The organism is Gemmatimonadaceae bacterium (genome assembly GCA_036003045.1).
Taxonomy (GTDB): Bacteria; Gemmatimonadota; Gemmatimonadetes; order Gemmatimonadales; family Gemmatimonadaceae; genus JAQBQB01.
Map to the genome: position 1 here is coordinate 70,221 of DASYSS010000033.1, position 13,224 is coordinate 83,444.

11 protein-coding genes are annotated in these 13,224 nt (G+C 65.6%); 3 read left to right on the forward strand and 8 right to left on the reverse strand.

Annotation, left to right across the window (positions count from 1 at the left end):
* The first annotated feature begins 120 nt into the window (after positions 1-120).
* Positions 121-1,379 (forward strand): IS3 family transposase gene (locus tag VGQ44_07910; protein HEV8446729.1). Its coding sequence is split into 2 segments (ribosomal slippage): positions 121-463 and positions 463-1,379, totalling 1,260 coding nucleotides; the frame shifts between segments, so codons are not numbered across the junction.
* A 157-nt stretch (positions 1,380-1,536) separates the two neighbouring features.
* Here VGQ44_07910 and VGQ44_07915 read toward each other — a convergent pair.
* From VGQ44_07915 to VGQ44_07940, 6 genes are all read right to left on the reverse strand, one after another.
* On the reverse strand, positions 1,537-2,259 hold the full coding sequence (locus VGQ44_07915) for a hypothetical protein (protein ID HEV8446730.1): 723 nt from the start codon (positions 2,257-2,259) through the stop codon (positions 1,537-1,539).
* A gap of 67 nt (positions 2,260-2,326) precedes the next feature.
* Complete coding sequence (locus VGQ44_07920; protein ID HEV8446731.1) at positions 2,327-2,698, reverse strand: hypothetical protein; 372 nt, start codon at positions 2,696-2,698, stop codon at positions 2,327-2,329.
* Positions 2,695-3,408, reverse strand: coding sequence for a hypothetical protein (locus VGQ44_07925; GenBank protein ID HEV8446732.1), 714 nt, complete (start codon positions 3,406-3,408; stop codon positions 2,695-2,697). The genes VGQ44_07920 and VGQ44_07925 overlap by 4 nt, the downstream gene beginning before the upstream one ends.
* A 40-nt stretch (positions 3,409-3,448) precedes the next feature.
* On the reverse strand, positions 3,449-3,982 hold the full coding sequence (locus VGQ44_07930) for a DinB family protein (GenBank protein ID HEV8446733.1): 534 nt from the start codon (positions 3,980-3,982) through the stop codon (positions 3,449-3,451).
* A gap of 134 nt (positions 3,983-4,116) precedes the next feature.
* The gene (locus tag VGQ44_07935) at positions 4,117-5,526 is read right to left on the reverse strand and encodes an MFS transporter (GenBank protein ID HEV8446734.1); all 1,410 of its coding nucleotides are present in this window, start codon (positions 5,524-5,526) and stop codon (positions 4,117-4,119) included.
* Entirely contained in the window at positions 5,490-6,701 is a 1,212-nt protein-coding gene (locus tag VGQ44_07940; protein ID HEV8446735.1) for an NAD-dependent epimerase/dehydratase family protein, read from the reverse strand. The genes VGQ44_07935 and VGQ44_07940 overlap by 37 nt, the downstream gene beginning before the upstream one ends.
* A gap of 182 nt (positions 6,702-6,883) precedes the next feature.
* On the opposite strand from VGQ44_07940, the gene ggt reads away from it, so the two are divergent.
* Both ggt and VGQ44_07950 read left to right on the forward strand, forming a co-directional pair.
* Entirely contained in the window at positions 6,884-8,614 is a 1,731-nt protein-coding gene (gene ggt, locus VGQ44_07945; GenBank protein ID HEV8446736.1) for a gamma-glutamyltransferase, read from the forward strand.
* A gap of 18 nt (positions 8,615-8,632) precedes the next feature.
* Positions 8,633-9,067, forward strand: coding sequence for a hypothetical protein (locus VGQ44_07950; GenBank protein HEV8446737.1), 435 nt, complete (start codon positions 8,633-8,635; stop codon positions 9,065-9,067).
* A gap of 19 nt (positions 9,068-9,086) precedes the next feature.
* On the opposite strand, the gene VGQ44_07955 is transcribed toward VGQ44_07950, so the two are convergent.
* A complete protein-coding gene (locus tag VGQ44_07955) occupies positions 9,087-10,103 on the reverse strand; it encodes an ion channel (GenBank protein HEV8446738.1) in 1,017 nt (338 codons plus the stop codon).
* Positions 10,100-13,198: a prolyl oligopeptidase family serine peptidase gene (locus VGQ44_07960; protein ID HEV8446739.1), complete on the reverse strand. Its 3,099-nt coding sequence runs from the start codon at positions 13,196-13,198 to the stop codon at positions 10,100-10,102. The genes VGQ44_07955 and VGQ44_07960 overlap by 4 nt, the downstream gene beginning before the upstream one ends.
* Positions 13,199-13,224 lie beyond the last annotated feature (26 nt).

Here is a 13,224-nt window from a genome sequence, read left to right on the forward strand (position 1 = left end):
CGCTGCGGTGACGGGCACTGGTTGGCGTACTCGCTTGGTTCTGCTCCCGTCAGATCTTGAACAGCTGGTTGAAGTTGCCCCGTTTGAGTGGACACCTCAATCTCATCATGGGAGGTGTTCATGGGACAGGGAGCGCGTCGACGCCATCCGCCGGCGTTCAAGGTGGAAGCCGTGCGGGTGATGCACGAGCGGCTCGCGGCTGGGCTCACGCTGCAACGCGTCAGTGACGAACTCGACGTCGGGGCGGATGCGTTGCGGAGTTGGGCGAAGCAGGTCGCGGGTGCGCCGACCGGCGCGAGTCCGGAAGAGATTTTTCCGGGCGGGGGGACGCGACGCCGGTATCCGGTGGTGGAGACGTTGCCGCCGCCGAGCAGTGAGTCGCCCGAAGCCGAGCGTCGCCGATTGCGCCGCGAGAATGAGCGGCTGCGGCAAGAGCGCGACTTCCTAAAAAAAGCGGCGGCGTTCTTCGCGAAGGAGTCGCGGTGAAGTCCGCCTGCATCGCGCGCCACCAGGGCGCGTTCGACGTGCGACTCATGTGTCGGGTGCTCGGGGTGTCGTCGGCCGGGTTTTACGCGGCGGCGCAGCAGCGGCGCGGCGATCGGCCGGTGAGCGCGCGCACCCGGGCCAATCAGCGGTTGCTCCTGGCGATTCGTGGTGTGCACACGGCGAGTCGCCAGCGCTACGGCGCGCCGAGGGGCCATGCCGAGCTGCGCGCGCAGGGCGTGCGGTGCGGTCACAATCGCGTTGCCGGCTTGATGCGCGCCGCGGGACTGCGGGGGATCGCCCCGCGGCGCTTTCGCGTCACCACCCGGTCGGGGCATCGCGAGCCGGTCGCGGCGAATCTGCTGGCGCGGCGCTTTGCGCCCAGCGCGTATGGCGAGCGCGATCGGGTCTGGGTCGCCGACATCACGTACCTGCCGACGCGCGAAGGCTGGCTCTATCTCGCCGTCGTCTTGGATCTCGCCTCGCGGCGGGTGCTCGGGTGGTGTGCGGATCGCACGCTCGAGCAGTCGTTCACGCTGCGCGCCCTGAACCAGGCGCTGGTGCTCCGCCGGCCGCCGCCCGGGCTCTTTCATCACTCTGATCGCGGCGTCCAGTACGCGAGTGCCGCCTATCAAGCGCGGCTCAGCGCGCACGGGATCATCGCGAGCATGAGCCGCGCGGGCGACTGTTGGGACAACGCCGTCGTCGAAAGTTTCTTTGCGACCCTGAAACGCGACCTGGTGCGCTCGGCCCGCTGGGCGACCCGTGCCGACGCGTACCGCGCGCTCACGGAATTCATCGATCGATGGTACAATCACCAACGTCGGCACTCGGCGCTGGGCTTTCTCAGTCCGGTCGACTACGAACGACAACTCGCTCGCTTACGTATCGCCTAGGTCCGTGTCCACCGAGCCGGGGCAAGCCCAAAGCTTGGTGAAAAGAACAGAGCGTTTGTTCCGCGAAATCCGCCCGATCCGCGAAATTCGTAGCAGTATCGTTTGGTACAGCTTCATAGGGCGCCGCGAGCGCCAACTTGATTACGAAGAAGACCGTTTATCGGCCGCCGAGAACGAGGCCGAGGCCGAACTCCGTCTGGCCGCCGTCCACGAACACGTGTTGGAAGGCGAGGTTCAGAGCGACGGAGCTCGTCGGGTTGAAGATCCCGACGCCGCCGCCGAGCATGAATTTGCTCCCGCTCCCGCTGTCGCCGTTTTCCGGGTTGAAGTCCCCGAAGCCGAAGGCCGGCGTGAGAAACGGGACGACGTGCATTTCGTTGCGCCCCCCGCGTGAGATGAGCGACAGGGGAAGTCCGACCGATCCGGCGAGCAGGGTCGCGTTCGTCGGTTTCGAGTAGCCGAACTCGCCGTTCAGTCCGACGCGCAGGAGCATCCCGTTTCGCGAGTCGCTCATCGGGATGTCGCTCAGCCGGGTGTCGCCGCCGATTCCGAGGACGAGCGCCGTCGAGCCTCGCGATGGAGTCGACGCGCCGGCCGTGAGCGAGACGCTCGAGGCGCCGCCGCCGGAAAGAACGGCCGTCGCGGTGAAATTGTTCAGAGAATTCGTAATCTCGCCTCCCGACACGTTCCCGTACCGGGCGGAAAACGCGGCGCCGTTCTGGCGTTCGCCGAGGATCGTGCTGGTCGCGATCGGTGGAAGTCCGGCGACCGCGGTGCGCATCAGCGCCACGTACGCGGACGCGTCCCCAAATGTCTGAGCCGGCGCCTGCGACGCGACGCCGAGAGCCGCGGCGGCAGCCAGCGAGCTGAGCTTTTTCATGCAACCTCCCGTGAACGTTGCCGGGTCTGGTTGCAATGGTCGCGCCGCGTCCGCTATGTGAGACGCGTCACGCGCTCGACAATCGATGGCGCCAGTAGGTCTCGTCGCGGATCAAGACGTCGAGCTGAATGGCGCGCTCGCCCGCTTCGACCGTGTAGTCGGCGATGTGAATCGTACTCGTCGAAATCCGTTTGCCGCTCTGGTCCTCGAGCAACAAGTCGAGCTTGTCGCGCGCGTCGTGATAACGCGACAACATCGCGTCGTCGCGCGGCGAGCCATCATGTGGAACCGCGCGCGCGAACAAGCGAAACACCGGCTGCACGAGATCGTAGCCGAGTCCCGGGCGGAACGGTCCCCAGGCGCGGCCGGTGCCCGGCTCGATATGCTCGAGGTCCGAATGCCCGACGATGACGTCTTTCAGACGAACGGTATGCTTCACGGCTTCTTCGGTCCCGGCTTCGTCGCTTCCACGGGTTCGTTGATCTTGAACGTGAACTGCTGCTGGACGACCTGACGCACCTTCGACGTTCCGATGCGCGCCGGCTGGAAACGCATGTACGGTAACACGTCGCGCACGGCCGTGGTGAACTCGGCATTCGTGGATTGCAGCACGGTGAACGACGTCGTGTCCGCGAAGCCGGTCGTGTCGACGATGTACTGCGCGTTCACAAATCCCTGGACGTGCTTCTCGAGCAGCTTGAGCGGGTACGCCGGCGCCGCGCTGCTCGCCGAGCGAACGACCGCGACGTCGACGTCGAGCACGGAGTAGACGGAGTCCAGGCCCTTGGTCACCGGAGCGGGCGGTGTGGTAACGGAGTCCTTTCCCGAGTTCGCCACCGTGTCCTTCACGACGGGCGTCGGCTTGGCGTTGCCAAACGTGTGCGCTCCGTCGCCGAGCCCGACGCCGATCGGCGCGAGCTTGATGAAACGGACCGACTCCTTGGAGCCGGCCTGCGTCGGCACGCGATCCGGCGGCGGACGATAGACCGGAAACGAGTGATTCTCAAACCCTTTGGTCAACAGGCCGTCGGGGGGCAGCGTGGCGATCACCCACGCGGCGATCACGACGACGTGGAACACGGTGCTGAACGACGCGCTGGAATAACGCAGCGCCCGCGTGCCTTCCGAGTACACCCACGAGCGGCTCATAGTGCCTCCTGCTCCTCCCCTCCCCCCCCCCGAACTCCGACTACGACAGCGAGTACCGTTCCTTGAACAGGCCTACGTGGTGTCGTTCGTGGCCCGCGATGATGTACAGCAGCGCGCGCACGCTGATCTCGGCGCCGTTCGCGATTCCGCGGCGCGTGAGCGCCTCAGGATCGAGACCGCGCGCAAAAGCGAGCGTCGCCGCGCGCACCGCTTGGAACTCGTCGATGAGATCCGCCAGCGAGCGGTCGGCGAAATGGCCGCTCGGCACCCACGCGTTTTCGTCGAATCCGGGCAGCGGCTGCACGTCGCGGCGGGCGAACCAGAGCGCGCGAAAAGACATGACGCGCTCGACGTCGATCATATGGCCCACGACTTGTTTCACGGTCCATTTGCCCGCCGCGTACGCGAAGTCGGCGCGATTCACCGGCGTTCGCCGCAGCAGAGCGACGGTGTCTCCGATCTCGCTTTCGAGAAGGGTCACCAGGTCGCCGTCAGGAACGAGCGTGATGTACCTGCCATAATAGGCAATGTGCTCGTCGGGATTTGGTCGGGGAATACTGGTCGCGAGCGGCATTTCGGTTCGTCACTCCGGAAATTCGGTTGGCCACACAAAAACCGAACGACGATGCTGCGAAAACGCGAAACCGGCGAACGTCACGGACACCTAAATCAAGCTATACACGACGATCGAACGAGGCGGAGACCCATTCAAGTAGTAGCAGGAACAGCGACGGCGGGAGACTCGGCCGGAGTAGCACCCCGCGCCAACTCGCCTTGCCGCCGCCCCAGCCACAGCCCCAGCCCCAGAAACACGGCCGAGACCGGGATGCCGACGTAGGAGATACCGGAGAGACCCAAACCCAGAGCCGCCAGGCCGCTGTACGCCCACCCGCCGATCTGATCGCCGCTGCGATACACCACCGTCTCGATCACGTTCTTTGCCTTGTACTTGTCTTCACGTTTTACAACCGTAAACAACACCTCCATCGCGGGATTCGTCACGGCAAAATTCCCGGCGCGGCGCAGCACCGTGAAGACGGCGACGATCGCGAATATCGGAAACGCGCCGAGCGCCGCGAAACCGAGGATGCTCACGACAGGCAGAATCGCGAGCGCCACGGCGAGACCGAGCCACCGAATGATCCGACCCGTGAGAAAGATCTGCGTGAGCACGGTGAGCGTCTGCACGGCCAGCTCGATTTGAGCGGAAACGGCGGTGCGCGTCGAACGGTCGGCGTACGCGCGTCCCACCAGATCGGCCTGCGCGAAATACAAGAAGGTCGAACCGATCGTGAACATCAACATGAAGCCGCACGTTCCGAGCAGGTAGGGCGACTTGGCGACGTGCGTGAAACCAGCCCACACGCTCCCGCCGATCACCTCCCCCTTCTCCTCCCCCTGCGGTCGCTTGCGCCCGCTGAGCGGCGCCGCGCCGCCATCGCGCATCGGGAAGCGCATCACGGTGAGCACGGCGAGCTCCAACAGCGCCGCCGACACGAGCAGCAGCGTGATCGCGCCGATGCGTGTCGCCAGCGCGGCGGTCGCCGAGCCGATGATCGAGCCGAGCGTGCCCCCAACGCCGATGAAGCCGAACATGCGCTTGCCCTGTTCGCTGTTGAACGTGTCGGCCATCAGGCACCAGAAGATCGACGTATTGAACAGCGCGAAGGCCGCCGTCCACACGAAGAACGCGCGAGCCGTCCACACGTCCACCACCGACCCTTCCTTCACCGCCAAGAACCGCAGCACGACGTAGAACAACAGCATGCTGGCGACGAAAAACTGATATGAGATCGGAATGAATCGCCGGACCGGAAATCGCACGACGAGCGCCGAGAACATCGGGTTCAGGATCACCGTCACCGTGAGGGTCGCGGCGAACAGCCACGGCAGTTTGGTGACCCCCGTCGCGGCGGCGACTTCGTCGCGCATCGGACGCAAAACGAAGTAGCTGCACAGCAAGAAGAAGAAGAACAGCGCCGACGTGAGCATGGCGCGCACCTCGCCTTCGCGCACGTCGACCACTCGCCGTAGCAGCGCGGCCCCGGCCCGATGTTTTTCGTTCGCCGCCGCGGCGTCGCTCACTTCGTCGCGCCCCCCGCCTGCTTCGCTTTCCAAGCGGCGATCACTTCCGCCTCACGCTGCGCCGAGATCCCCGCCAGCTTTCCCTGCGACAACGCGTCGAGCTCCTCGGCCGGACGCGTCTTGTTCCAGTCCAGCGTCTCTTTCGCCGTGACGGCGAGCGGGCGGAAGGTGAGCCCCGCGGCGAGCGCCTTTTTGATCGTTCGCCGCGAAAACGCGACGTTGCTCGGCCGATCGGGCACCCACACCGGCATGCTCGCCTGCGTCGGACTGCTCACCCACGCGCGAACTTTCTGCTCGGTCAAAAAGTCGGCTGGCACCCACACGAACTGTGCGCCGGCCGTCGTCACCGCTTTGATCCCATAGAGCATCTGCGACATCGTGAGCGGCGTGACCGGGCCCGTGGCGTTGAACACGCCCAGCGTGTTGTTCTCGGCGACTCGAATCGTCCACTCGGCCAAATCGCGCGAGTCGATGATCTGCACCGGGTCGTTTCCGTCGCCCGGCGCGAGGACTTCACCGCCCTTGTCGATGCGATACGGCCAGTACGTGAATCGATCGGAACGATCCAACGGCCCGACGATGAGGCCGGGCCGGATGATCGTGTTGATCCCTGGATACTGCTTGTCGACTTCCCGCTCGGAATACGCCTTCAACTGCCCGTAGTAGCGGCCGAAGTTCTGGCGGTCGAGCGTGTACGGGTCGAGACCCTCCGGAAGCGGGTGCGTCGGGTCGCTTTCGTCGGCCCACGCGTTCTTGTCGCTCGCGTACGCGGATATCGTCGAGATGAAGATGTAGTGCTTGGTGTTTCCCTTGAGGTATTGCGCCGCGTTGCGCACCCAGGCGGGCGCCGTCGTCGGGTTGTCGATGACCACGTCGAACTTGAGCCCTTTGAGCGCGCTCACGTCGTCGTTCAGATCGCCGATCAACTGCTCGACTTTTCCCTTGAAGAAGTCGGGGCGCGTCTTGTTTCGATTGAGTAGCGTGACCTTGTGGCCCCGGGCGAGCGCGTACTCGACTTGCTCGGGACCCGTGAACCCGGTGCCGCCGAGAATCAGGATGTTCAGCGGCGCCACCGCGCGCTCGAAGTGGCGCTCGTCCGGCAGCGTCTCCGCCGAAAGCGAGGATTTGAGGCCTGGAAGGGACTCCAGCCCAAGAGCGCCCGCGGCGACGGCTGAGGCCTTGAGGAAGTTGCGGCGATCGGTTGGCACGGCGGGCTCCAGGTGGTTGGGCGGCCGATTGTGACTGGTCCCAAGTTGGGCGACGGGCGGGTCTTTGGACAGGCCAGCCCGGGCCCCGCCCGTGTACGGATTCTGTGACACGACCGCCTGGGCCGGCACGCGACCGCGCGGTACTTTGCAACCGACCGGTACCGCATCGTCTCGAGGTCTTCATGCTCCGAACCAACCAGTTCGCGATTCGCGCGTTCCCCCCAGCCGCGGCACTGCTCGTCGGACTTGGCGCCGGCGCATTGGCGCAGCAGGCTGAGACGCCGCCAGTCACCTCCCGCGGCGGAATGGTCATCACGACATCGGCGCCGGCCTCGGACGCCGGAGCGGCGATCCTGAAGAAGGGCGGCAACGCGGTCGATGCCGCCATCGCGACCGCGTTCGCGCTGGCGGTGACGCACCCGAGCGCGGGGAACATCGGTGGCGGCGGGTTCATGGTGATCCGGCTGGCCGACGGCTCGTCGGCGACGGTGGACTATCGCGAGCGCGCGCCGATGCGCTCGACGCAGACGATGTACCTGGATTCGACCGGCAAAATCGTGCGCCAGCGCACGGCCACCGGTTATCTCGCGCCCGGCGTTCCCGGCACGGTGCGCGGTCTCGCGCTGGCGCACTCGACGTACGGCAAGCTCGCGTGGAAGGACGACGTCATGCCGGCCGTGGAGCTCGCGGAAAAGGGATTCGTCCTTTCACCGGCCCTGGCGCGCTCGCTCAACCGCGAGGTGGCCGAGCACATGAAGCCGTACCCCGCCTCGGTCGCGGCGTACGGCAAGCCTGGCGGCGGCGAGTGGGTCGCCGGCGACACGATCCGCCTGCGCGATCTTGGCCGAACGCTCCGCGCCATCGCGACGAAGGGACCGAACGCGTTCTATACCGGATGGATCGCCGATAGCATCGCCGCGTCCATGTCGCGCAACGGCGGCTTGATCTCCAAGCGCGATCTCGCGGCGTACCAGGCGAAATCACGCGCACCGCTGCACGGTACGTATCGCGGGTACGACCTGATCACGATGCCGCCTCCGACCAGCGGTGGCGTGACGATGCTCGAGATGCTCAACATTCTCGAGCGGTTCGACCTCGCAAAGCTTGGCGGCATGTCGCCGGCGGCGCTGCACGTGGAGATCGAAGCGATGCGGCGGGGGTATCTCGACCGCGCGCGCTACCTCGGCGATCCGGATTTCGTGAAGATGCCGATCGCGCGGCTCACGTCGAAGGCATACGCGAAGTCGCTCGCCGCATCGATCGACCTGGCGCATGCGTCGAGCAGCGTGGAGCTCGGACACGACATCGTCACGCAAGTCGCCTCTGCCGAGGACGACGAGACGACGCAGTTCTCGATCGTCGACAAGTCGGGCAACGCGGTGTCGAACACGTTCACGCTCGAGGGCGGATTCGGGTCGCACGTCGTCGTGGATGGAGCGGGATTCATCCTCAACAACGAGATGGGCGACTTCAACAAGAAACCCGGCGAGACGAATCTCACGGGCGACATCGGCACGCCCGCCAACGTCATCGCGCCGGGCAAGCGCATGCTCAGTTCGATGAGCCCCACGATCGTGACCAAGAACGGGAAGCTGTTCATGGTCACCGGATCGCCGGGCGGGCGCACGATCATCAACACGGTGATGGAGATCGTCCTCGGGGTCATCGACTTCGGGCTCGACGCCAGGCAGGCCGTGGACAACCCGCGGTTTCACCACCAATGGCTGCCGGACACGGTTGCGTTCGAAAAGGACGCGATCCCCGAGTCGGTAGCCGCCCAGCTCCGGGCGATGGGCCACGCGGTCAAGTTCGGCAACACCCAGGGGGACGGGCATACCATAGTGGTGCGCGAAGGGGTGGCGAGCGGCGCCAACGACCACCGCAGCCCCGACTCGAAGGTGAGCGTGCCCTGATGTATGTTTTTCGGCAGGATGGGCTCAAACCGGGGCAACATGGCGCGACAGCCGCGAAAAGGGGCGGGAGCAGGGGGGAGCGGAGGCCGAGGACCGCGGAAGAATCGAAAGGTCCGGACCTCCGACTACTTCACGCAGCCCGGTAAACGCGGCGCGGTAGTCGTTCTCCGCAAGCCGATCGGAAATCGCGCCACGGCAAAGGTTTGCGGCGTGATGCCGAGTCGGGTGCACGCCAAGATGCTGATCAACGCCCTCGAGCGCGCCGAGTCCGTCGTGAAAGATCTGTTCATGGAAGCGACTGACGACGGCATCGAGGCGCTCGAAGCGGTCCTCGCGGCCTGCTGCCGGGAAGTGATGGAGAAAGGCCCGAAGGTGCCGGCGTCGGGAGACGGATCGGCTGGCGGCTCCGCCTATCCGGCGAACGTCGAGGACGCGAGCTCCGAAGCGAACTGAACCGCTCGCGATTCGCTCGCTACTTCTTGCGGGGCGCGTACCCCGCGAAGTGCCCCGTGTGGTGCCACGTCGAAGTCTGTGAGTAATCGTCTTCGGGCGGCGGCTCGGTCTCGCTCAGCCTGCGCACGTCGATGCTGATGACACCGTCCGCGTCGACGTCGTTGTAGATGTTGACGAACTTCTCGCCCACGACGATCTCTTCAGGCTTGTAGGACGAGCGGGCGTGGACGGTCTGCGAGAACGTTTCGTCGATGCCGGCGAGGAGGATGAGGAACTCGGCGTCCTTTGCCACGAAGTCGGCGTGCGTGTAGCCGCGCATCGGGCTTTTTTCGTCGATCGGGTGGACGACCGTCCAGCTGAGCGGAAAGAAGGTGACGCGCGAGCGCTCGAGTTTGAGCTCGTCGTACTTACGCACCGAGCCCTCGATACGGCTGAACAGGACCTTCGCCTCGATCTCGACGATCTGGTTGCTGCGGGCGTTGGTGACGCGGAACATGAACGCCGTGATCCCGCGGTACGGCGCGACGACCGACCTGTTGCTGAACACGATCGCCGCGGTCGGGCGCGAGAATCGCGCGAAGAGGATTCCCGTGCCGAGCGCGAAGACGAGGAGCCCGGTGAGGGACTCGAAGGTCATGACGAGGTGCGGGGCCACGCCGTTCGGAACGATGTTGCCGTAGCCGATCGTCGACAGCGTTTCGACGCTGAAGAAGAACGCCCGCCCGAACGACCCGCCGGTCTGGCTCGACGGAATTCCCTCGAGCGCCCCGGCGCCGCACGCGAGATACAAGAACGCGAACAGGCTGTTGGCCGCGAAGAATCCCACGCCGACGAGCGCGAGGAACTTGGGCCAGCTGATCGTGAGCAGAAAATGGTACGGCGCCAACCGGGTCATGAACGGCAGACCGCGACGGCGCGGGTTGAACGAGCCGTCGCGGTTGAGCAGCCGCTTTTCGTTGGCGCCGCCGACGATCGAGCCTAACCCAAGGTCCTTGGGTTCTTCGACGTCGGGTTGCTGCGGGGGCGCGATCGTCACGGAACGATCGGCCCCGCTTGCTGCGCCTTTAGAGATTGCCAATACTCGTCCATCTTGATGCGCGGAATTCCCTTGGTCATCCAGTCGGGAGCCGGGACGCCTTTGAGGTAGTGGTCGAACCAATCCTTCTGACGCATCGCGTAGTCCTTCTGGTTGATCGGACGCGCCAGGCCGTGGTTCTCCCCGACGTACTCGAGCAGGATCACGTCCTTCTTGAGCTGGGCGAGCGTGTTGTAGTACGTGATGCCTTGGTTGAAGTCGACCGCGCCGTCCTTGTCGTCGGCGAGGATGATGAGCGGCGTCTTCACCTTCTCGGCGTGGAAGACCGGCGAGTTGCGGATGTAGGCCTCGGTGTTCTCGGCGACGTTTCCCTTGAACCGGCCCTGGCTGTCCTCGAAGATCGACGCGTCGGAGTTGCCGGTGTTCCAATACACCGACGCGTACATGCTCACCATGTTCGTGAGCGGTGCGCCGGCGATCGCCGCCTTGAAGATGTTGGTCTGCGTGACGAGGAACGCCGTCTGGTAGCCTCCCCACGAGTGGCCCCAGAGACCGACGTTCGACGAGTCGATCATTCCGGTCGCGATCGCGGCCTTCACCGCCGGGATCACGCACCACACGGCCGACATACCGGGGTCGTTGACGCGATAGACGATGTCCGGATCGAGCACCGCGTAGCCGCGGCTCGTGTAGATGCTGCGGTTCGGCGTGCTCGTCTCACTCGGCGTCACGTACGTGTTCGCGAGGTTCGACCGCTTCTCGTAGATGGTGACGAGGAGCGGATATTTTTTGCCCGGCTCGTAGTTCGCGGGCAGGTAGAGCGCGCCCTGGAGCTTGTCGCCCTTGGCGCTCGTGTAGTTGATCAGCTTCACGCCGCTCGTCCAGGCGAAATCCTTCTGCTGCGGATCGGCGTCGGTGAGCTGGCGGCCTCCCTTGAAATCCGCGTTCGCGACGAAGTAGTTCGGGAAGTCGCGCGACGTCTGCTTCGTGTACAGGAAAACGTCGCCTTCACGCGCCTTCTGAAAGTCGAAGGTCGCGTCGTCCCAGACGAGCGACTTCGCGCCGGGCGTTCCCGGATCGACGCGTGAGAGACCGGCCTTCTTGGTCCATTCGCCGTAGGCGCCGACGTACAACGGCTGCGAGAGATCTAGCCCCAAGCTCGCGCCACCGCCGCCGCGCCCACCGCGGCCGCCGCGACCGCCACCCGTCGTCACGCCCCGCTCGAACGCGTAGACACGGTTGTAGCGGATCTGATCGCGCTTCCCGTTGACGGTGAGATTCACCGCCGAGCCGGTGCCGTTCGTCGGCACCTTCCACACGTCCCAGCCGTCGGAGAGCAGTACCGACGCGCCGTCTCTCGTCCAGCCGAAGGGCGCGCGCGGAGGAGGAACCAGATAGTTGTGGTCGTCGTCGGTGTTCGAGAAGTTGACGCCAGTTCCCTTCGTGACGTTCCGCTTGGCGCCGGTCGCGAGGTCGAGCACCCAGTAGTTGCCGTCGTCGCCCCAGTACAGCTCTTCCTTCCCGTTCGGCGACGCGATGCGGATCGACGGGCGGTGCTTTTTGAGCACGAGGTCCCGCTTGCCGGTCCGCAGGTCGACCGTGAAATCGTCCTCGTAGGTGCGGCCGGTATAGGACGCGTTGTTCTCGTATTCGCGCGTGTCGGTGCCAATCGCGAAATGGTCGTGCGGCGCGACGTTGACGTTGCGCAGCGCCTCGTCGGCGAGTTGCACGAACCTGTTGTCGGCCAAGCGATACTCGGACAGGAAGGTGAACGCGCGGTCTTGCGCTTCCTGCACGATCTGCTGCGACTGGAGCCTCGGATCCTTCACGTTCCAGAGAATGAGCGACGGGTTCTCCTCGGTCGCTTCGTTGACGCGCGGCTGGTTGATCGTGCCGCCCATGCCGGGAGCGCCTGCCTGAATCACCGAGCCACCTCGGCCCGCGAGCAGCGCGGCGGGCTTCTTGGCCGCGTGAACGCCGAAGAACACCGCCGAGAGATCTTCGGCCAGTCGCGGCGCCCGATCCACCGAGACCGCCATGTCCTTCGGGAACTCGGCGTGCTGCGACGCGTCGAAGACCGTCTTCGTGGGAGTCTGCGCCGCGATGTTGCTGAACGCGACGACCGAGTAGACGGTGTCGCGCGCCGTCGAATCGATGCGGCCTCGAAGCACGGCGAGCGCGTCGAGACTGTCGGACCACACGAGGTGGCGATACAGCGCGCGGTCGGAGTCGATCGGACGAACGACGTCGCTCTTCATGTTGCGCAACTGAACGCCGTTGCCGATCGCGTCGCGCGCGTCGATGGTGTATGCGAGCCAGTCGCCGCTGTCGTCGAATCCGAATTCGGCGACGTTGCCGACGTTCACCGCTTCGCCGTTCGAGAGGTTGTAGAGCAGCAGATCGGTGCCTTCGGCGCGTCCGGCCGCCGCGTTTCCTCCGGCGCCACCGCCTCGGGCCGCGCCACCCGCCGCGTTCCCCGCGGGAGCGGACGGCGCTTCAGCGGGAGCTTGAATCGCGAGCCAGGTCGGCTTGTCGCCGTTGAACGCGTAGCGCCGCACGCGATCGAATTCTTTTTTCTCGCCGGTCGCGAGATTGACCAGCGCCAGTTTGTTCTGCGGCGCGGGCGTCTGCGCGGCGCCGTCGGTCGTCTGCGCGCCGCCACCGCGGCCGCCGCGACCCGCACCTCCCCGCCCTCCGCGGCCACCGGCCGCCGCTGGGTAAACCATGAACGCCACCCAGCGCGAATCCGCGCTGATCGCGAGCGGACCGCCGCCGGCATCCGGCGCGGCGCCGCCTCGCCCGCCGCCACCGCCGCGACCACCGTCGGAGCTGCCGATCGGGAACGTGTATTCCTTGTTGTCCGTTCCCGTCGATCGAATGATCACGTTCGCGTCGCCCTCGTTCGGCGCCAGCACGTACGCGAACCATTTGCCGTCGGGAGACAACACCGGCGAGCGAATGGTCTTCCACGCCTTGAGGTCCGCCGGCTGCATCTGCTTGGCCGAGCCGCTTGCCGGCGCCGGTTGCTGCGCGGCGAGAACCGCCACGGGACCGAGTGAAAGAACGAGGAGCGAACGAAGGATGCCGACGCGCATGGTTGCCTCCGTGGGGAGACGGGGGG